We start from the raw sequence: 17,230 nt of genomic DNA, 5'->3' as shown, positions 1-17,230 counted from the left end.
CCTCGCTCACTCATACATGGCGCCTGTCGTCTGATATGGCGTTCAACGGCCGAGATTCAAGGCACAAGCAGGTTCCAGCCGGCCGTTTCAGGCCTGTTCTGCTTGTCCGCTGGGCGGTTTTTTGTCCAGATGCTCAAATCCTGGCGTTCCGCGGTCTTCCGGGTGGCGCGCCAGATGCTTGGCCTTGATCTGTTCCGAACTGTCCCGGCTGCCGTCATGGCTGTACCCAGGTGGGGCAAAGCAGTAGGCCAGCCGCTGTTTCAGGGTCAGACCCGGCTGGGTCGCGTCGCGCCAGATGGCCACCCATTCGTGAAAGGCCACCCGCAGGGGATTGAAAGTGCCGATATTGTGCACCAGGCCATAGTCCACCCGGTCGTCCTCCTGCTCGGGGACGAAGGTGCCGAACAGCTTGTCCCAGATGATGAACACCCCGGCATAGTTGCAATCCAGATAGCGCGCGTTGCGGCCGTGATGGGCGCGGTGGTGACTGGGCGTGTTCATTATGGCCTCGAACCAGCGGGGCATCTTGCCGATGGCCTCGGTGTGAATCCAGAACTGATAGATAAGATTGAGGCCACCGACGAACAAAACCATCGCAGGATGGAACCCAAGCAGGATCAGCGGGGCGCGTACGACCATCATGAAAGTGAACGTATAGGTCCAGGTCTGCCGCAGCGCGGTCGTCAGGTTGTAGTGCTGCGAGCTGTGATGGTTTACGTGGCTGGCCCAGACCCAGCGGATGCGATGGCCAAAGCGGTGGACCCAGTAGTAACGCAGATCGTCCAGGACAAAGCACAGGATGATAACCGGAATTGACGTACCCAGGTTCATCGGTGTGATCTGCCACAGCCACATGAAAAACGCATAGGCGATAAAGCCCAGCAAAAAGCCCGATGCGATGTTTCCGGCCCCCATGATCAAAGAGGTCACCGCATCGCGTGTTTCATAACGCCCGCCTTTGCCTTTGACTGCGATCCACAGAAACTCGGCCAGAATCGCTGCGATGAAAAAGGGAACGGCCCATTGTACCGCATCGGGAAAACTAATTTGGTCTGTCATGCGGGCTCCATCAGGTCACGCCAGTGATGGCGTTCGAAATCGTCCAGTCGGATGAGTGTCTTGGGCACCGAGAATTCGTGAAACAGGATCTCAAAGCCTTCCGGATGATCCAGAAGATCATAGTCCAGCAGATGCCGGGCCACGGTGTCGGCCCCGAAGGACCAAAGCAACCCATTGCCCGAACTGGTGCGCACCACCGCGGCGTGGCCATCATGGGAAACCGTGACGTCGACCACATCATCGTCCGGAAAGTGACGTGCCCATTGTGATCGTGCAATGTCGGGCGTAAGCCTTACCTGCTGCGACCTGCCGGTGAGATGCAATAACAGGGTGACACCAGCTATGCCGCCGACGACCAGCGCCAGTAGAATTTCAAGTGGCATTCCATCCTCCTGAGCGCAGAGTGCAAAGGAGTTGAAACTCTGTCAAAGGTGGCGTTGCGTCAGCTGTTTTCCAGCCGTTCCAGTATCTCGTGTTGCACCACACGTTCGACGAAGGGCACCAGCCCCTCGGGGCCGGATGTACGATCCTTCAGATGGATGCAGATATCTGGGCGGCGGGCGGCAATAATGCCCACCATTTCACCTCGGATCGTGTCGTCAAGCCCCGCGCCCAAGATGGCGCAGGCAATCCGGGGCTCGCCATCCAGCTGTTTCCGAACCTCGTCCGTGTCATGTGCGCCCAGCCACTGAATCGGCAGATGATCCAGTTGCCGCGCCACGTCACCGATTACATTTGGCAACCGTCCGATCAGCAGTACGACGGGTTTCATCATTGCCTCCATTCCAAAAAAATATGCCGGCCCTGCCCGGCAGGGCAGGAACAGTATATCACGAGATTGAAACGGGCTGACGCCTTTAGTTGTTGATCGAATAAATGGTTGTTTTGCCCTTGCCTTTTTCACGGGTCATTCGGGCCGTGGCCCCGTCAATTTCCCAAAGCTGACAATCCGTGCCCAGTGCCTTGCCGTCCAATACTCCGTTTCGGCACCAGAATTTTTTGTTCCAGACCCAGGTTCCGCTGAACTTTTTTCCACTTTTGAGTTTGGCTGAAATCGTGCCATCAGCATTCGCGACAAAAACATTGCCTTTTTCGTCTGTCAGCTTTTTCCCAACAATATCAGAATTGAACTGCTTTGCGGTCTTGATCCGTTTGTAGTCCGCGTGTGCGGTGCCAGCGATTGCCAATGTGCCTGAAACAGCAAGGAATAAAATCGTATGTTTCATTAAAAACCTCCCACTCTTAATGCGTGGGAGGGTAGCATAATTCCGCGAATTTTTCTGAATGCGTTAACTTTCGGCGCCAACAAGCGTCGAAATGATCGCCTTCGCACTGTCCGAGTTCCATTCGGCGTCGCCGATCAGCCGGGCGATTTCCTGCCCTTCGGGGTTCAGGATGACCGTGATCGGCAAGGCGATGACGCCGAACTCACGGGCAGCGGCCGAACTGGGGTCCTGGTGACGGGGCAGGTTGGCGATGCCGTTCTCTGCAAAGAACTTTTTGATGCCGGCTGGCGAGTTGCGGCCCGTGGCCAGTGTCAGAACCTGAAACTTGTCGCCGCCGAACTCTTCCTGAAGTTCAGCGATCTGAGGCATCTCTTTGCGGCAAGGCGCACACCAGGTGGCCCAGAAATTCAGCAGCACATACTTGCCCTCATAATCGGCAAGCGTGCCGACACCGCCGTCATCTTCCAGCTGGAATTCGATTGATTTGGCGGGTTTCGGTTCCTTGTGCAGGATCAGACGTTTCAGGCTGTCTTCCCGCAGAGGGGCCAGCGTCTCGGCATCGGTCGCCAAGGCGGCATTTGCACCCAGCGCAAGGGCCATATAAAGGGGGATCAAACGAAATAGGCGCATATCAACTCCGGGTTTTCTTACATGACCGATCAATCCTCGAACCAGATGTGGGGCGGCCGCTTTGCCGCCGGTCCAGACGCGATCATGGAGGCAATCAACGCCTCGATCGGGTTCGATCAGCGGATGGCAGCCCAGGACATCGCAGGCTCGCGCGCCCATGCGGCCATGCTGGCAGCCACAGGCGTCATAAGTGATAGTGATGCCGAAGCCATTCGGGAAGGGCTGCTCACCGTTTTGTCAGAAATCCAGAACGGAGAGTTCCAGTTCTCGACCGCGCTGGAAGACATCCACATGAATGTCGAGGCACGTCTGAAAGAGATCATCGGAGAGCCCGCAGGCCGTTTGCACACAGGCCGGTCACGCAATGACCAGGTCGCAACCGATTTCAAACTCTGGGTTCGTGATCAGCTGGACGCCGCTGAGAGCGGCTTGCTGGCCCTGATCCGCGCGCTTTTGGCGCAGGCCGAGGCCGGGGCCGATTGGGTCATGCCCGGCTTTACCCACCTGCAAACGGCGCAGCCGGTGACATGGGGCCATCACATGATGGCCTATGTCGAGATGTTTGGCCGTGATCTGTCCCGCGTTCGTGACGCCCGCGCCCGGATGAACGAATCGCCACTGGGTGCTGCGGCGCTGGCCGGAACGTCCTTTCCCATCGATCGCCACATGACGGCACAGGCGCTGGGCTTTGACCGGCCTGCAGCCAACTCGCTGGACGCCGTCAGCGATCGTGACTTCGCGCTGGAGTTCCTGTCGGTGGCCTCGATCTGCGCCGTGCATCTGTCGCGCTTTGCCGAGGAACTGGTGATCTGGTCCTCGGCGCAGTTCCGTTTCGTTACCCTGTCGGATCGGTTCTCGACCGGCTCGTCGATCATGCCGCAGAAGAAAAACCCTGATGCGGCAGAGCTGATCCGTGCCAAGGTGGGTCGGATATTTGGCGCCAACACGGCGCTGATGATGGTGATGAAGGGCCTGCCGCTGGCCTATTCAAAGGACATGCAGGAAGACAAGGAACAGGTCTTTGACGCCGCCGACAACTGGATGCTGGCGCTGGCGGCGATGGAAGGCATGGTCAAGGACATGACCGCCAATCGCGACAGCTTGGCCGCTGCGGCGGGTTCGGGTTTCTCGACTGCAACTGATCTGGCCGACTGGCTGGTGCGGGTGCTGGGCCTGCCCTTCCGCGACGCGCATCATGTTACCGGATCGCTGGTGGCCATGGCCGAGAAGAAGGGCTGCGACCTGCCGGATCTGACGCTGGACGACATGCAATCGGTCCATGCCGAGATCACAAATGACGTCTACTCTGTCCTTGGTGTCGAAAATTCTGTAAACTCACGCCAGTCCTATGGTGGCACGGCCCCGGATCAGGTGCGTGCTCAGGTTGAACGATGGAAGGCAATGGTGTGATGACCGAGCTGCGCGCGATTCTGATTGCAGGATCCGGCCTAATGCTGGCCGGATGCGGAGCCGACGGCGAGCCCGTTCAGCCTGCGCCCGCTCAGCCAACTGTCAGTGCAACCGTTGGCGTTGGCTCTGGCGGAGCGTATGTAGGCGGTGGCGTAGGTCTAAGCCGTGGGCCGCTGGGGATTTACCTGGGATTCTAAGCCACTTTCATATTGCGCATCGGTTTTGTATCCACCAACGTGAGGTGGCATGTCGGTGCGCATGCCATCCAAAGAAAAGATACTGAAATGAGAACACTAGGACTGATTCTGGTATTTGCGGCTTTGACGGCTTGCGAACCTACATCGGCAAGACGCCCGGAACCTGCGGCAGAGCCCAAGCAATCGGGCACCGGAGTTTCGATCTCGGGCTATGGCCGGGTTGGAGTTTCGACCCGAAATTAAACTTGGTCGATGGGTTCGGAATCCATTGATTCGAAGCCATCTTCTGGTCTAAGCGCGCAGACATGGATCATTTTCTCTACCGCGACGGCGCGCTTTTCGCCGAGGATGTCCCTGTCTCCGAAATCGCTGCCGCGGTCGGAACGCCGTTCTATGTCTACTCCACCGCGACCTTGCTGCGGCATTTCCAGCTGTTCGACGATGCGCTTGACGGCACGGACCACCTTGTCTGCTATGCGATGAAAGCGGCCAGCAATCAGGCGATCCTGAAAACTCTGGCACAGGCGGGCGCGGGGATGGACGTGGTCTCGGGCGGGGAATACCTGCGCGCCAAGGCAGCGGGCGTTCCGGGCGACAAGATCGTGTTCTCTGGCGTGGGCAAAACGGCGGATGAGATTCGTACCGCGCTGACCGGCGGCATCCGTCAGTTCAACGTCGAATCCGAGCCCGAGATGGAAGTGATCAATGCCGTTGCACTGGAATTGGGTGTGGTTGCTCCGATCACGGTCCGGGTGAATCCGGATGTGGATGCCAAGACCCATGCCAAGATCGCGACCGGCAAGTCCGAGAACAAATTTGGAATTCCGATATCCCGCGCCTCGGACGTCTATGCGCATGCGGCCAGCCTGCCGGGACTGGAGGTGATCGGCATCGACGTCCATATCGGCTCGCAGCTTACGGAACTCGAGCCATTCGAGCTGGCCTATACGAAAGTGGCCGAACTGACCGAGCAGTTGCGGGCTGAAGGCCACAACATCCGCCGTCTTGACCTGGGCGGTGGATTAGGCATCCCCTATACCCGCTCGAATGACGCGCCGCCGCTGCCGGTGGAATATGGCGCGTTGATCAAGAAAACACTGGGCCATCTGGGCTGTGAGATCGAGATCGAGCCGGGCCGCCTGATCGCAGGCAATGCGGGGCTAATGGTCAGCAAAGTGATCTATGTGAAGTCGGGCGAAGGCCGTGATTTCCTGATTGTCGACGGCGCCATGAATGATCTGATCCGCCCGGCGATGTATGAGGCGCATCATGATATCGTCGCGGTGCAGGAACCAGCGGCAGGCGTGGAGCAGCAAGCCTATGACATCGTGGGCCCGGTTTGCGAATCCGGTGACACTTTTGCCAAACAACGCAGCATGCCGCCGCTGAAATCGGGTGACCTGATCGCCTTCCGCAGCGCGGGTGCCTATGGCGCGGTGATGGCCAGCGAGTACAATACCCGCCCGCTGATCCCCGAGGTTCTGGTCAATGGTGATCAATTTGCAGTCATTCGTGAACGACCAAGCTTTGACGAAATCATAAACCGCGATACCATACCTTCATGGCTTTGACGCGATGACCGCGCGGGCCTAACCCCGGAGGCCCGTCTTGTCCGACCGTTCAAACCTGCCCATTCCGCGCCTGTCCGTTTGGCTGACCCATGTCGGCATGGTGGCTGAACAGGTGTTGCGCGCGTTCTGGCCGGCATTCTCGATTGCACTTGTTCTGCTTGCGGCATTGATGCTGGGGCTTCAAGATGTTGTTTCCGTGGAAATCGTCTGGGCAGTTGGCGCGCTGTCCCTGGGGTTGTTGTTGACGGCCGCGGTGCTTGGCCTGAGGGGTCTCAAGTTGCCCTTGCGCGCCGACGTTTTGGTGCGGCTGGATGAGACCTTGCCGGGACGCCCAATTCAGGCCTTGATGGATGATCAGGCTATCGGTGCGGCCGATCGGGATTCCGTGGCGCTGTGGCAAGCCCACAAAGACCGGATGGCGCAACGGGTCGCAACGGCCGAGGCTGTGAAACCAGATCTTCGGCTGGCATCGCGAGATCCTTATGCACTGCGCTACGCGGCGTTGCTGGCTTTTGTCGTAGCGCTGGTTTTCGGCTCTTTGTGGCGCTTGGGGTCTGTGGCGGACATGGCCCCGGGCACTGCCGTCGCCGGGCAGGGGCCGACTTGGGAAGGATGGGTCGAACCCCCGCGCTATACGGGCCTTCCAACGCTGTATCTTGCGGACCAAACGGATGCAGAGCTTGCCGTTCCCAAAGGCAGTCGCGTTACCTTGCGGCTTTATGGTGAGGTTGGCGCACATAGCCTGACGGAAAACAGCTCGGCCCTGGGGGCCGAGGCGGCGACCGACCCCGAGCAGGAGTTCGTGGCAGAACGTTCTGGCCAGTTGCGCATCGACGGGCCAGCGGGGCGGGAATGGGCCGTTGAGATCATTGACGACACGGCACCACAGATAGCCGTGGCTGGATCGGCTGAGGCCGAAGCGGGCGGGCAGATGAAGCTGCCATTCGTCGCAGGAGACGACTATGGTGTGGTTGCAGGCTCTGCCTTGATCGAACTGGATCTGGCTGCCGTTGACCGCCGCTATGGTCTGGCAGCAGAGCCCGAGCCACGCGAAGCGATCGCAGTTGAACTGCCTATGCCGATCACCGGCGACCGGGCGGATTTTGCAGAAGATCTGATCGAGGACTTCTCGCAACACCCGTGGGCGCATTTGCCGGTCCGGATCACCTTGATGGCCACGGACGCGGCGGATCAGCAATCGTCTTCCGAACCTTATGTGACCGACCTTCCGGCCCGTCGGTTTTTTGATCCGCTGGCCGCTGCGGTGATTGAACAACGACGCGATCTGCTGTGGTCGCGGTCAAATGCGCCTCGGATCGCGCAGCTGCTGCGGGCTGTATCTCATCTGCCAGAGGATCTGTTTCGTTCGGAAACTGCCTATTTGCGTCTGAGGGTCGTGCTGCGGCGGCTAGAGACCTTTGATCAATACGGGCTGAAACCCGAACAGCAGGCAGAGATCGCCCAGGCCCTCTGGGATCTTGCCGTGTTGATCGAGGACGGCACGCTTGCGGATGCGCTGGAACGGATGCGGCGCGCGCAGGAACGTCTGACCGAAGCAATGAAGAACGGCGCCAGCGACGAGGAAATCGCGGAACTGATGCAGGAATTGCGCGAAGCGACGCAGGATTACCTCCAACAACTGCAACGGTTGGCTCAGCCAAACGGCGAAGATGGCGAGCGTCAGCAGGGGCAGAACGGCGAGTCCCTGCAAATGACGCAGGATGATCTGCAACGCATGATGGACCGCATTCAGGAGCTCATGGAACAGGGCCGGATGGCCGAAGCCCAGCAGGCGCTGGAAGAGTTCCAGCAGATGATGGAAAACATGCGTGTGACTCAGGGCCAGGGCGGTGGGCAGCAGTCCGAAGGTCAGCAGGCCATGGAAGGTCTTGCGGAAACTCTGCGCGAGCAACAAGGTCTGAGCGATCAGGCCTTCCGTGATTTGCAGGAACAGTTCAACCCGGGCGCTCAATCCGGTGAAAGCCAGGGCAATGAGGGACGCAATGGCGGGCAAGGCCGGGGGCAAAGCCACGAAGGTCAGGGCGGTCAGGGGGAAGGCTCGGATCAGGCTGGCGAAGGCCAGCAGGGTCAAGGCACACTTGCGGATCGGCAGCAGGCGCTGAGAGATGAGCTGAGCCGCCAGCAACAGGGGTTGCCCGGTGCCGGTACGCCCGAAGGCGACGCCGCGCGCGAGGCGCTGGATCGGGCCGGGCGCGCCATGGACGAGGCGGAACAGGCCCTGCGTGGGGATGATCTGGCCGAAGCCATCGACCGGCAATCCGAGGCGATGGAAGCCCTGCGCGAAGGGATGCGCTCGCTGGGTGAGGCGATGGCGCAGAACCAGCAGAATCAGCCGGGTCAGGGAACGCAGGATGGCGATATGCAAGCCAACAACCGCGATCCGCTGGGCCGAAACCCGGGTGCCGCCGGTTCGATTTCAACAGATGAGAATTTGCTGCAAGGCGAAGACGTGTATCGCCGGGCGCGGGAACTGCTGGATGAAATCCGGCGCAGAACCGGGGAATCGGACCGCCCCCAGATCGAGCTGGAATACCTGAAACGTTTGTTGGAGCGGTTCTAGACCTCAGTTCTGGGCACCGGATCCAGCCTGTGCCTCAAGCCAGATACGCGCCTGATCCACAAGCGACACGTATGAGCTCAGCAACGGGTCGGCCTGAGGGACCGCTTCGCTGATCTGTTGGGCATTTCCATAGATCAGATACAGAACCACGCCGATGATCAGCATCAACGCGAAGCCGCGTAGGAATCCGCCCGATTTGCGGGGTGGCTGCGGGACCTCTTCCGGCTCATCTGATCGCATGGTCGAATTGATGGCTTCGACATCCGGCAGTGCGTCTTTCTGCCCGGCATCGACAGCGGTTTCCGAAGCCGAAGGCCGCTTGGGGCGCACCTTGGGTTCTGGCGGCGTATCCAGCCCCAGATTGGGCTGGCTTTCGAGGCTGCTGCCTTCCTGCGCCCGCAATTCCGCTTCGCGGGCAGCTTCCTCTCTCAGAATGCTGGCGACGGACGGATCGACATTCCCGGTGGGCTCGGCGGGTTCATCAATTTCTGGCTTGTCTTCGGATACCGCTTCTTCAACAGGTTCCGGTTCAACGCCCTGCGGAGCGTCGACCACGTCGGGCGATGCGTCATCCTGTTCAGGGGTTTCCGCTTTTTCGTTCGGTGCCTCTGCGGCTTCGGCAGGGTGCTTCGCTTGGAACCAGGTCTGATCGCAGTTGGAACACTGTACGTCGCGGCCTTCCTCGGGGATGACCTCGTCAGGAACCTCGTACTGCGCGCTGCAATTCGGACATGTAAGACGCATGCTGCCTCCTCGGCCGGGCGAAGGGCCGATAATAGTTTTTTCAGGAATGATATTCGGTTAAGACCCAACAGCAAAGAGCGTTTTCGGTTTCGCGGGTCAAGTGTCACCAATTGGACTCGGTAGAGCCATTGAAACCATCACCATGCTCGGGCAAGAAGAGCGGCAAAATAACGGGGGCACGTGTGATCGAGCTGGAAAATGTCAGCTACACCTACGGTGGTGGCGAATTGCTGAGTGATGTCTCGGTACAATTGCAGCCGGGTTCGTTTCACTTTCTGACCGGGCCTTCCGGGGCGGGCAAGACCACGTTGCTCAAGCTGTGCTATGGTGCCCTGCTGCCGAGCTCGGGGCGGTTGAGCGTGTTTGACCAGGATATTTCAACGCTTGATCGCGACCAGCTGGCCGTATTGCGTCGCCGCGTTGGTGTCGTGCATCAGGATTGTCAGTTCCTTGACCACATGACGCTTGCAGAAAACGTCGCGTTGCCGCTGATGGTGTCCGGGCGTTCGGAAACATCCGAGCAGGAAAACCTGACCGAGCTGCTCAGCTGGGTGGGTCTTGGCGCCAGGCTCGAAGCGCTCCCGCCTGAACTGTCCGGCGGCGAGCGGCAAAGGGCCGCTCTGGCGCGTGCCGTCATATTGTCGCCTGACGTGGTTTTGGCGGATGAGCCGACGGGCAATGTCGACTGGGAAATGTCGCAACGGCTGCTGCGTCTTCTGATCGAACTGAACCGGATGGGCAAAACCGTCCTGATCGCCACCCATGATCTGAGCCTGATCCGCGCGGCCAAAAGCCAGGTACAGGCCCGTGTCTTGCGTATTTCGCAGCGCAAGCTGCAACTGGCGGGGGCGGATCTATGATCAGTCCTGACCTCAGAAATCTGTTGCGCGGTGACAAACGGGCAGACCGGGTTGTTCCCCCAACGGGATACACGGCACACCTGACTCTGTTTGTCGCGGGTGCGATGGCGTTTCTTGCGGTATTCGCCCTGGCCCTGTCTCTGGCGTCGGGGCGCATTGCGGATCGCTGGGCCTCGGAACTGGCCGGAGCTGCAACCCTGCGCATCAACGCGCCAACGGAACAGCGTGCGGCCCAGACCGAGGCCGCGCTGACCGTTCTGAGCCAGACGCCCGGCGTGGCCTCGGCCCGTGCTTTGACGCAGGAAGAGCAGGCGGCGTTGCTTGCCCCGTGGTTCGGGCCGGATCTGCCGCTGGATACGTTGCCCGTGCCGCAGCTTATCGAGATCATTGAAACCGAACCGGGCATCGACGTGGCTGGGTTGCGTTTGCGACTGGGGGCCGAAGTGCCGGGCGCCGTGCTGGATGATCATACGCGGTGGCGGGAGCCTTTGGTTGATGCGGCGATGTCCCTGCGTCGTCTGGGGTGGATTTCGATCCTGCTGATCGGAGGTGCGACCGCTGCCATGATTACCCTTGCCGCCAACGCGTCGCTTGCCGCAAATGCCCAGATCATCGAAGTGCTGCGCCTGGTCGGTGCACGCGATGGGTTCATAGCGGGCGCATTCGTAAGGCGGTTTACATATCGCGCATTCTTTGGGGCATCGGTCGGTACATTGCTGGGCATGACCGGTGTTCTGATGCTGCCCGAAGCCTCGGAATCGGGTGGTTTTCTGGCTGGCGTCGGCTTTCAGGGCAAAGACTGGGCGTTGCCGGTTCTTATTCCAATCCTTGGTGCCATGGTCGCGTTTTTTGCCACCTGGGCTGCGGCCCGACGCAAATTGAAGGAGCTTTCCTGATGTTGATGGCTGTTCAATGGGTTCGGTCATTGATCTTCATGATCGTGATCTACGCCTGGATGCTGATCCTTGGCATTGTCTTTCTGCCCTATGCACTGTTTTCCAAGGCTGGCGCCCTGAGGGCGTGCAAGACCTACGCGCGCAGCACCATGTGGCTGGCTCGTTGGATGGTTGGCATTCGGTGTGAAGTGCGGGGTAGGGTCCCAACGAATGAGGTGGTCATAGCCGCAAAACACCAGTCGTTTCTTGATATCATCATCATTTTTGATGCCATTCCGCACGGCAAGTTCATCATGAAGCGCGAGCTTTTGTTTACGCCCGTCATTGGAATGTATGCGCGGCGACTTGGCTGTATTCCGGTCAATCGCGGCAAGCGCGGTGCTGCCGTGACCAAGATGGTCAAGGATGTATCGAAAGAGTTTTCGGAACCCGGGCAGCTTGTGATCTACCCGCAAGGGACACGTGTGGCGCCCGGTGCGAAGAAACCTTACAAGGTTGGAACAGCCGTTCTTTACGAAGGGCTCGGCTTTCCCTGCGTTCCGGTCGCGACGAATGCCGGCGTTTTCTGGCCCCGAACGGGTGTCATGCGCAAACCGGGCCTTGCGATCGTCGATTTCCTCGACCCAATCGAGCCGGGTGTTGGCCGGGACGAATTCCTTGCCCGGCTGGAAGATGTGATAGAAACACGTTCCAACGAGTTGATGCGGGAAGTGGGGTTTGATCCGGATGGAGCACATTCGTGACATTGAAACGCTTGAAGCTTTGTATGGTCGGCCCGGTGCTCCGTCCTTGCGAAAGGTCGTTCATCAACTGACGCCTCTCTATCGAAAGTGGATCCTTGCATCGCGCCTGTGTGTGCTCAGCACGGTTGGTCCTGAAGGTGTGGATGGCAGCCCTCGGGGCGATGATGGCCCGGTGGTTAAAGAGCTGGATGCGAATACGCTGGCTCTGCCGGACTGGCGCGGCAACAACCGTCTGGACAGTTTGCGCAATATCGTGCGCGATCCACGTGTTTCGCTGATGTTCCTTGTTCCGGGGTCCAACAACGTCGTTCGGGTGAACGGGTTGGCGCGGGTAACGGCGGATGAGACCCTGCGGCATCAATTCGAGAAGGCCGGCAAACGCCCAGCGACCGTTATCGTCGTTGAAATCGCCGAGATATACAGCCAATGTGCCCGTGCTCTGATCCGGGCGCGTATCTGGTCAAGTGGTGACGAAAGCGGCAATCTTCCTACGATAGGCCAGCTTCTGTCCGAGGCATCAGACGGCGCGGAAGGCGGCGCGCAATATGACGAGGAATGGCCTGTACGCGCCGCAAAAACGATGTGGTAGATGTGGGTGTCGGCTGTGGTTCAAACCGCAGCGGCCCCGATCCTGGATACTTTTTCCACCCAGCGATCTACGCTGCCGGGCTTGGGATAGCTAGCGCCGGAAAAATAGGTGAAACGGGTTGGTTTGAAGCCGACGAACCCAAGAATCTGGTCCCGTACCTGACGGATAAGCGCCTGCCGGTATATCAGGCGCATGAACCATCCCGGCGTGTCTGACGTCAGGATGACGCGCGCAGTCCGCCCTGTCAGCATCGGGGCCGGAAACCCGATCTTGGTAGTGTTCCGTGTGTCAAAGGTTCGCCCCGGAATGAACATCCGGTCGATCAGTCCTTTGAGTTTGGCTGGAAGGCCGCCCCACCACATGGGGGTGGTCAGGACCAGATGGTCGCTCCACTCAAAGTCTTGCAGCACTTGTTCCAGAACCGGCTCAAGTGGTTTGAAGTCGTGATAATTGCCCTGACCGAAATCAAAATCGAATTGCAGATCGCTCAGATGAACCAACCGTACATCGTGCCCGTTTTTGCGGGCCGCGTCCCTGTACGTTTCGGCAAATGTGCGTGACAGGCTGCTTTCTGCGGGGTGTCCGTCAAGGATGAGAATCTTTTTCGGTTGCATCGGGTATCTCCTGAAAAAGTGACCGTGGTCAGTTTATAGAATCAAAAAATGACCACGGTCAATAAAAATTTGACCACGGTCAAAAATTATGCGATTGAGCCACATGCAAAAGACAATTCAGAAACGTACGATCAAGACCCGCGCCAAGCTTCTTGCGGCCGCTGAAGAGGTCATCCGCAATGGCGGATATGAAGCGTTACGGGTGGAAGAAGTCGTAAAGGCCGCAGGGGTCGCGAAGGGTACTTTTTTCGCGCATTTTCACGACAAGGATGCGCTGATGGAAATTCTGATTGCTGACGAGCTGAACGCCTGTCTGGATCAGGCCGAGGCCGGAACGCCACCCAAAACTGTTGCAGAAATCATCGCGGCGCTGGAACCGGTTCACAGTTTCATGACGTCCGAGCGATATGTATTCGATCTGTTGATCAGGTATTCCGGTGCTACGGCTGTCGCCGAGATAGGACCGGTGGCCTATTGTTTTGAGCGATACTTCCGTGTCGTGATGCTGTGGCTCGAAGATGCAGAGGTGCGCAAAGACGTGCCACCCGAGTTATTGGCCGAAGGTGTGCAGGCCTTTGCCATTCAGGCCATGTCACTAAGATTCTGCGCGTTGCATTCCGCGACGACATTCACCGACAGGTTGGAGACCTATCTGGATGCCTGGTTGACCCCGACAGGCTGATCGCTGTCGGGATCAAGGTTGTCAGCTGTGGATCGGGCCGTCGCCGCAAGCCAGTGCGGCCTCGCGTACAGCCTCGGAATAGGTCGGATGCGCGTGGCAGGGTTTGACGTGGTTCGGCGCAGCCGATGAAAGGTCCGGTGGACCTTTCACGCGTCAAACGGGCGGAGCCCGACCTGCCTAGCTGTGGATCGGACCATCGCCGCAAGCCAGTGCGGCCTCGCGCACGGCCTCGGAATAGGTCGGATGCGCGTGGCAGGTCAGGGCCAGATCCTCGGCGGATGCGCCGAATTCCATCGCCACGCAGACCTCATGGATCAGATCGCCTGCTGCGGGGCCGATGATATGGGCGCCCAGGATACGGTCGGTTTCCTTGTCGGCCAGGATCTTGACGAACCCGTCAGAGGCAAAGTTGGCTTTGGCGCGGCCGTTGCCCATGAACATGAACTTGCCGACCTTGTAGGCACGGCCTTGTTCTTTGAGCGTCGCCTCGGTTTCACCGACATTGGCGACCTCGGGCCACGTATAGATCACACCCGGAATGACACCATAGTTTACATGGCCATGCTTGCCCGCAACCTGTTCCGCGGCGGCCATTCCTTCATCTTCGGCCTTGTGCGCCAGCATCGGGCCTTCGATCACGTCACCGATGGCATAGATCCCCGGTACGTTGGTTTGCCAGTCCGCACCCACCTTGATCTGGCCGCGCGGGGTCATCTCGACGCCCAGAGCGTCCAGCCCCAGACCATCGGAATAAGGTTTGCGCCCGGTGGCCACCAGCACGGTATCGGCGTCGATCACATGCTCGCTGTCGTCCTTGAGCAGCTTGTATGTCACTTTGGCCTTGGTCTTGGTTGCTTCGGTTTTCTGCACCGCTGCACCCATGATGAAATTCAGCCCCTGTTTCTTGAGGATACGCTGGAATGTCTTCTGTACTTCCGGGTCCATGCCCGGCGTGATTTCCTTGAGGAACTCGATCACCGTCACCTCGGCACCCAGGCGGCTGTACACCGAACCCAGTTCCAGCCCAATCACACCCGCGCCAATCACCACCATCTTCTTCGGGATCTTGCCCAGAGACAGCGCGCCGGTTGAGGTCACAACGACTTTCTCATCCACTTCGACACCGGGCAGCGAGGACGGTTCGGAGCCTGACGCAATGATGATGTTCTTGGTTTCATGGATTTCATCGCCAACCTGAACCTTGCCGGCCGCAGGGATCGAGCCCCAGCCTTTCAGCCAGTCGATCTTGTTCTTCTTGAACAGAAACTCGATGCCCTTGGTGTTGCCCTCGATCACCTCATCTTTATAGGCCTGCATCTGTTTCCAATCGACCGAAGGCGATTTACCCTTCAGGCCCATTTTGGCAAAGTTGTGTTCGGCTTCATGAAGCTGATGGCTGGCATGCAGCAGAGCTTTTGACGGGATGCAGCCCACGTTCAGGCAAGTGCCACCCAGCGTTTCGCGCCCCTCGACTACAGCGGTTTTCAAGCCCAGTTGAGCGCAGCGGATCGCGCAGACATAGCCGCCGGGTCCGGCGCCGATTACGATGACGTCATAGTTTGCCATTACATTCTCCTAAACCGACCGGACGATCCGGCGCTTTTCCGACCCGATCTGGCGGGTCGGGAATATCTATTATCAAACAGGTTCCAGCAGCTTGATCGAGATATGCGCAATGCCGCCTCGTTCATGGTGCATTGCCAATTCCTCGGATCCGAAAAATGCCTTGGCCTTGTCCAGGTTGATCACCTCGAACATCGCGATCGCATGGTCCTTCTGATCGGGATCGCGCCAGACATGCAGGTCGCGGATACCCGCGGCCTTGCGCATCGGCTTGTCCTCGCGGAACACTTTCAGCCAGGCGTCGAAATCGGCCACATCGGCCTGCCAGAGTACATGTGTCGCCATGGTTAAAGATCCATCAGCAGGCGGCGCGGATCTTCAAGCGCCTCTTTCACGCGAACCAGGAAGGTGACCGCGCCCTTGCCGTCAACAATGCGGTGGTCATAGGACAGCGCCAGATACATCATCGGACGGATCTTGATCTCGCCATTGATGACCATCGGCCGTTCCTGGATCTTGTGCATGCCCAGAATGCCCGACTGCGGTGGGTTCAGGATCGGCGAGGACATCAGCGAGCCGTAAACACCACCGTTCGAGATTGTGAACGTACCGCCCTGCATCTCGGCCATCGAAAGCTTGCCATCGCGGGCGCGCTTGCCCTTTTCGGCGATGGCTTTTTCGATGGCTGCAAAGGACATGCTGTCCGCGTCGCGAATGACCGGAACCACCAGACCCTGCGGCGTGCCGGCCGCAACGCCCATGTGAACGAAGTTTTTGTAGACGATGTCGGTGCCATCGATCTCGGCATTGACCTCGGGCACTTCTTTCAGGGCATGGCAGCATGCCTTGGTGAAGAAGGACATGAAGCCCAAGCGCACACCGTGCTTCTTTTCGAACTGGTCCTTGTACTGATTGCGCAGGGCCATGACCTCGGTCATGTCCACCTCGTTATAGGTGGTCAGGATCGCGGCGGTGTTCTGCGCATCCTTCAGGCGCTTGGCGATGGTCTGACGCAGACGGGTCATGCGTACACGCTCTTCGCGGGCTTCATCTTCGGCGGCAACCGGTGCGCGCGGAACCTGAGAAACGGGTGCCGGCGCAGCCGCCGTAGGTGCGGGGGCCGAAGCAGTCGCGACCGCCTTGGCGACATCTTCCTTCATGATGCGACCATCGCGACCGGTGCCGGTGACCTGATCGGCTGACAACCCGGCCTCGGCCATCGCCTTTTCGGCAGACGGCGCATTTGCAACATCCTTGCCGGGACTTGCCGCAGCAGGAGCCGCCGCAGCAGCAGCCGGTGCAGGGGCTGCGCCTGCGGCCGCGCCCGAGATGACTGCCAGCTTTGCGGTTGCATCAACAGTTGCACCTTCCGGCGCGACGATTTCCGCCAGAACACCCGCAGCCGGGGCGGGTACCTCGACCGAGACTTTGTCGGTTTCCAACTCACACAGCATCTCGTCCTGCGCGACGCTGTCGCCGACTTGCTTGAACCAGGTCGAAACAGTCGCCTCTGTCACGGATTCGCCAAGCGTGGGCACCATCACGTCAACCGACCCGCCCGATGCAGAGGGTGCGGCCTCGGGGGTTGCTGCGGCTGTTGCCGGGGCAGGCGCGGCTGCACCTTCACCGGCAGCAATCGTCGCCAGCAGAGCATCGACACCAACCGTGTCGCCTTCGGCGGCCACAATCTCACCCATCACGCCAGCTGAGGGAGAGGGCACTTCGACCGTCACCTTGTCAGTCTCCAGCTCACACAGCATCTCATCCACGGCGACCGCATCACCGGGCTTTTTGAACCATGTTGCAACAGTGGCTTCGGTGACCGACTCGCCAAGCGTGGGAACACGAACTTCAATCGTCATCGC

At 59.2% G+C, this 17,230-nt stretch carries 20 protein-coding genes; 10 read left to right on the top strand and 10 right to left on the bottom strand.

Annotation, left to right across the window (positions count from 1 at the left end; all coding sequences use genetic code 11):
- Window positions 1-87: 87 nt before the first annotated feature.
- The 5 genes from GOW56_RS12255 to GOW56_RS12235 form a co-directional block, all read right to left on the bottom strand.
- On the bottom strand, window positions 88-1,059 hold the full coding sequence (locus tag GOW56_RS12255) for a sterol desaturase family protein (RefSeq protein WP_171206059.1): 972 nt from the start codon (window positions 1,057-1,059) through the stop codon (window positions 88-90).
- Window positions 1,056-1,442: a hypothetical protein gene (locus GOW56_RS12250; protein ID WP_171206058.1), complete on the bottom strand. Its 387-nt coding sequence runs from the start codon at window positions 1,440-1,442 to the stop codon at window positions 1,056-1,058. Before GOW56_RS12250 ends, GOW56_RS12255 begins: the two co-directional genes overlap by 4 nt.
- Before the next feature lie 59 nt (window positions 1,443-1,501).
- Window positions 1,502-1,831, bottom strand: a complete 330-nt coding sequence (locus tag GOW56_RS12245) for a hypothetical protein (protein WP_171171181.1) — start codon at window positions 1,829-1,831, stop codon at window positions 1,502-1,504.
- An 85-nt stretch (window positions 1,832-1,916) separates the two neighbouring features.
- Window positions 1,917-2,285, bottom strand: a complete 369-nt coding sequence (locus GOW56_RS12240) for a hypothetical protein (protein WP_171206057.1) — start codon at window positions 2,283-2,285, stop codon at window positions 1,917-1,919.
- A 63-nt stretch (window positions 2,286-2,348) separates the two neighbouring features.
- Window positions 2,349-2,915, bottom strand: a complete 567-nt coding sequence (locus GOW56_RS12235; RefSeq protein WP_171119716.1) for a TlpA disulfide reductase family protein — start codon at window positions 2,913-2,915, stop codon at window positions 2,349-2,351.
- A gap of 21 nt (window positions 2,916-2,936) precedes the next feature.
- Between GOW56_RS12235 and argH the strand changes: the two genes are divergently transcribed.
- The 5 genes from argH (at window position 2,937) to GOW56_RS12210 (ending at window position 8,674) form a co-directional block, all read left to right on the top strand.
- Window positions 2,937-4,325: an argininosuccinate lyase gene (gene argH / locus GOW56_RS12230; protein WP_171119715.1), complete on the top strand. Its 1,389-nt coding sequence runs from the start codon at window positions 2,937-2,939 to the stop codon at window positions 4,323-4,325.
- Entirely contained in the window at window positions 4,325-4,522 is a 198-nt protein-coding gene (locus GOW56_RS12225; RefSeq protein ID WP_171119714.1) for a hypothetical protein, read from the top strand. Before argH ends, GOW56_RS12225 begins: the two co-directional genes overlap by 1 nt.
- Window positions 4,523-4,609: 87 nt before the next feature.
- Window positions 4,610-4,765: a hypothetical protein gene (locus tag GOW56_RS12220; RefSeq protein ID WP_171119713.1), complete on the top strand. Its 156-nt coding sequence runs from the start codon at window positions 4,610-4,612 to the stop codon at window positions 4,763-4,765.
- 62 nt (window positions 4,766-4,827) lie between these two features.
- Window positions 4,828-6,093 (top strand): diaminopimelate decarboxylase, encoded by a 1,266-nt coding sequence (gene lysA / locus GOW56_RS12215; RefSeq protein ID WP_171119712.1) that lies wholly within the window; start codon window positions 4,828-4,830, stop codon window positions 6,091-6,093.
- Window positions 6,094-6,130: 37 nt separating this feature from the next.
- On the top strand, window positions 6,131-8,674 hold the full coding sequence (locus tag GOW56_RS12210; RefSeq protein ID WP_371807906.1) for a TIGR02302 family protein: 2,544 nt from the start codon (window positions 6,131-6,133) through the stop codon (window positions 8,672-8,674).
- Window positions 8,675-8,677: 3 nt separating this feature from the next.
- Here GOW56_RS12210 and GOW56_RS12205 read toward each other — a convergent pair whose 3' ends face one another.
- Window positions 8,678-9,418, bottom strand: coding sequence for a zinc-ribbon domain-containing protein (locus GOW56_RS12205; protein ID WP_171206056.1), 741 nt, complete (start codon window positions 9,416-9,418; stop codon window positions 8,678-8,680).
- 182 nt (window positions 9,419-9,600) lie between these two features.
- Between GOW56_RS12205 and GOW56_RS12200 the strand changes: the two genes are divergently transcribed.
- Genes GOW56_RS12200 through GOW56_RS12185 form a run of 4 tightly spaced genes read left to right on the top strand, consistent with a single transcriptional unit; the run spans window position 9,601 to window position 12,506 of the window.
- Entirely contained in the window at window positions 9,601-10,278 is a 678-nt protein-coding gene (locus GOW56_RS12200; protein WP_152456816.1) for a cell division ATP-binding protein FtsE, read from the top strand.
- Window positions 10,275-11,174 (top strand): ABC transporter permease, encoded by a 900-nt coding sequence (locus GOW56_RS12195; protein ID WP_171171176.1) that lies wholly within the window; start codon window positions 10,275-10,277, stop codon window positions 11,172-11,174. Before GOW56_RS12200 ends, GOW56_RS12195 begins: the two co-directional genes overlap by 4 nt.
- On the top strand, window positions 11,174-11,917 hold the full coding sequence (locus GOW56_RS12190; protein ID WP_171171175.1) for a 1-acyl-sn-glycerol-3-phosphate acyltransferase: 744 nt from the start codon (window positions 11,174-11,176) through the stop codon (window positions 11,915-11,917). Before GOW56_RS12195 ends, GOW56_RS12190 begins: the two co-directional genes overlap by 1 nt.
- Window positions 11,901-12,506, top strand: coding sequence for a pyridoxamine 5'-phosphate oxidase family protein (locus GOW56_RS12185; protein WP_171206055.1), 606 nt, complete (start codon window positions 11,901-11,903; stop codon window positions 12,504-12,506). Before GOW56_RS12190 ends, GOW56_RS12185 begins: the two co-directional genes overlap by 17 nt.
- A 20-nt stretch (window positions 12,507-12,526) precedes the next feature.
- Here GOW56_RS12185 and GOW56_RS12180 read toward each other — a convergent pair whose 3' ends face one another.
- Entirely contained in the window at window positions 12,527-13,120 is a 594-nt protein-coding gene (locus GOW56_RS12180; RefSeq protein ID WP_171171173.1) for an NAD(P)H-dependent oxidoreductase, read from the bottom strand.
- Between the two features lie 103 nt (window positions 13,121-13,223).
- On the opposite strand from GOW56_RS12180, the gene GOW56_RS12175 reads away from it, so the two are divergent.
- Window positions 13,224-13,802 (top strand): TetR/AcrR family transcriptional regulator, encoded by a 579-nt coding sequence (locus GOW56_RS12175; RefSeq protein ID WP_171206054.1) that lies wholly within the window; start codon window positions 13,224-13,226, stop codon window positions 13,800-13,802.
- A 177-nt stretch (window positions 13,803-13,979) separates the two neighbouring features.
- On the opposite strand, the gene lpdA is transcribed toward GOW56_RS12175, so the two are convergent.
- From lpdA to odhB, 3 genes are all read right to left on the bottom strand, one after another.
- On the bottom strand, window positions 13,980-15,368 hold the full coding sequence (gene lpdA / locus GOW56_RS12170) for a dihydrolipoyl dehydrogenase (protein ID WP_171206053.1): 1,389 nt from the start codon (window positions 15,366-15,368) through the stop codon (window positions 13,980-13,982).
- A gap of 72 nt (window positions 15,369-15,440) precedes the next feature.
- Window positions 15,441-15,710, bottom strand: a complete 270-nt coding sequence (locus GOW56_RS12165) for a hypothetical protein (RefSeq protein WP_152456823.1) — start codon at window positions 15,708-15,710, stop codon at window positions 15,441-15,443.
- Between the two features lie 2 nt (window positions 15,711-15,712).
- The gene (gene odhB / locus GOW56_RS12160) at window positions 15,713-17,227 is read right to left on the bottom strand and encodes a 2-oxoglutarate dehydrogenase complex dihydrolipoyllysine-residue succinyltransferase (protein ID WP_171206052.1); all 1,515 of its coding nucleotides are present in this window, start codon (window positions 17,225-17,227) and stop codon (window positions 15,713-15,715) included.
- Window positions 17,228-17,230 lie beyond the last annotated feature (3 nt).

Origin of the sequence: Ruegeria sp. HKCCA0235A (genome assembly GCF_013033235.1) — a bacterium.
In the GTDB taxonomy this organism is placed as follows: Bacteria; Pseudomonadota; Alphaproteobacteria; order Rhodobacterales; family Rhodobacteraceae; genus Ruegeria.
Note: the sequence above shows the minus strand (reverse complement) of the source record. Positions and strands in the feature narration are given on the sequence as shown.

What these genes read in the sequence shown, in the direction of transcription:
- GOW56_RS12250 (WP_171206058.1), bottom strand. Translation starts at nt 1,442, where the DNA reads ATGCCACTTGAAATTCTACTGGCGCTGGTCGTCGGCGGCATAGCTGGT.
- odhB (WP_171206052.1), bottom strand. Translation starts at nt 17,227, where the DNA reads ATGACGATTGAAGTTCGTGTTCCCACGCTTGGCGAGTCGGTCACCGAA.
- GOW56_RS12180 (WP_171171173.1), bottom strand. Translation starts at nt 13,120, where the DNA reads ATGCAACCGAAAAAGATTCTCATCCTTGACGGACACCCCGCAGAAAGC.
- lpdA (WP_171206053.1), bottom strand. Translation starts at nt 15,368, where the DNA reads ATGGCAAACTATGACGTCATCGTAATCGGCGCCGGACCCGGCGGCTAT.
- GOW56_RS12240 (WP_171206057.1), bottom strand. Translation starts at nt 2,285, where the DNA reads ATGAAACATACGATTTTATTCCTTGCTGTTTCAGGCACATTGGCAATC.
- GOW56_RS12255 (WP_171206059.1), bottom strand. Translation starts at nt 1,059, where the DNA reads ATGACAGACCAAATTAGTTTTCCCGATGCGGTACAATGGGCCGTTCCC.
- GOW56_RS12185 (WP_171206055.1), top strand. Translation starts at nt 11,901, where the DNA reads ATGGAGCACATTCGTGACATTGAAACGCTTGAAGCTTTGTATGGTCGG.
- GOW56_RS12220 (WP_171119713.1), top strand. Translation starts at nt 4,610, where the DNA reads ATGAGAACACTAGGACTGATTCTGGTATTTGCGGCTTTGACGGCTTGC.
- GOW56_RS12190 (WP_171171175.1), top strand. Translation starts at nt 11,174, where the DNA reads ATGTTGATGGCTGTTCAATGGGTTCGGTCATTGATCTTCATGATCGTG.
- GOW56_RS12225 (WP_171119714.1), top strand. Translation starts at nt 4,325, where the DNA reads ATGACCGAGCTGCGCGCGATTCTGATTGCAGGATCCGGCCTAATGCTG.
- lysA (WP_171119712.1), top strand. Translation starts at nt 4,828, where the DNA reads ATGGATCATTTTCTCTACCGCGACGGCGCGCTTTTCGCCGAGGATGTC.
- argH (WP_171119715.1), top strand. Translation starts at nt 2,937, where the DNA reads ATGACCGATCAATCCTCGAACCAGATGTGGGGCGGCCGCTTTGCCGCC.
- GOW56_RS12205 (WP_171206056.1), bottom strand. Translation starts at nt 9,418, where the DNA reads ATGCGTCTTACATGTCCGAATTGCAGCGCGCAGTACGAGGTTCCTGAC.
- GOW56_RS12245 (WP_171171181.1), bottom strand. Translation starts at nt 1,831, where the DNA reads ATGAAACCCGTCGTACTGCTGATCGGACGGTTGCCAAATGTAATCGGT.
- GOW56_RS12195 (WP_171171176.1), top strand. Translation starts at nt 10,275, where the DNA reads ATGATCAGTCCTGACCTCAGAAATCTGTTGCGCGGTGACAAACGGGCA.
- GOW56_RS12165 (WP_152456823.1), bottom strand. Translation starts at nt 15,710, where the DNA reads ATGGCGACACATGTACTCTGGCAGGCCGATGTGGCCGATTTCGACGCC.
- GOW56_RS12175 (WP_171206054.1), top strand. Translation starts at nt 13,224, where the DNA reads ATGCAAAAGACAATTCAGAAACGTACGATCAAGACCCGCGCCAAGCTT.
- GOW56_RS12235 (WP_171119716.1), bottom strand. Translation starts at nt 2,915, where the DNA reads ATGCGCCTATTTCGTTTGATCCCCCTTTATATGGCCCTTGCGCTGGGT.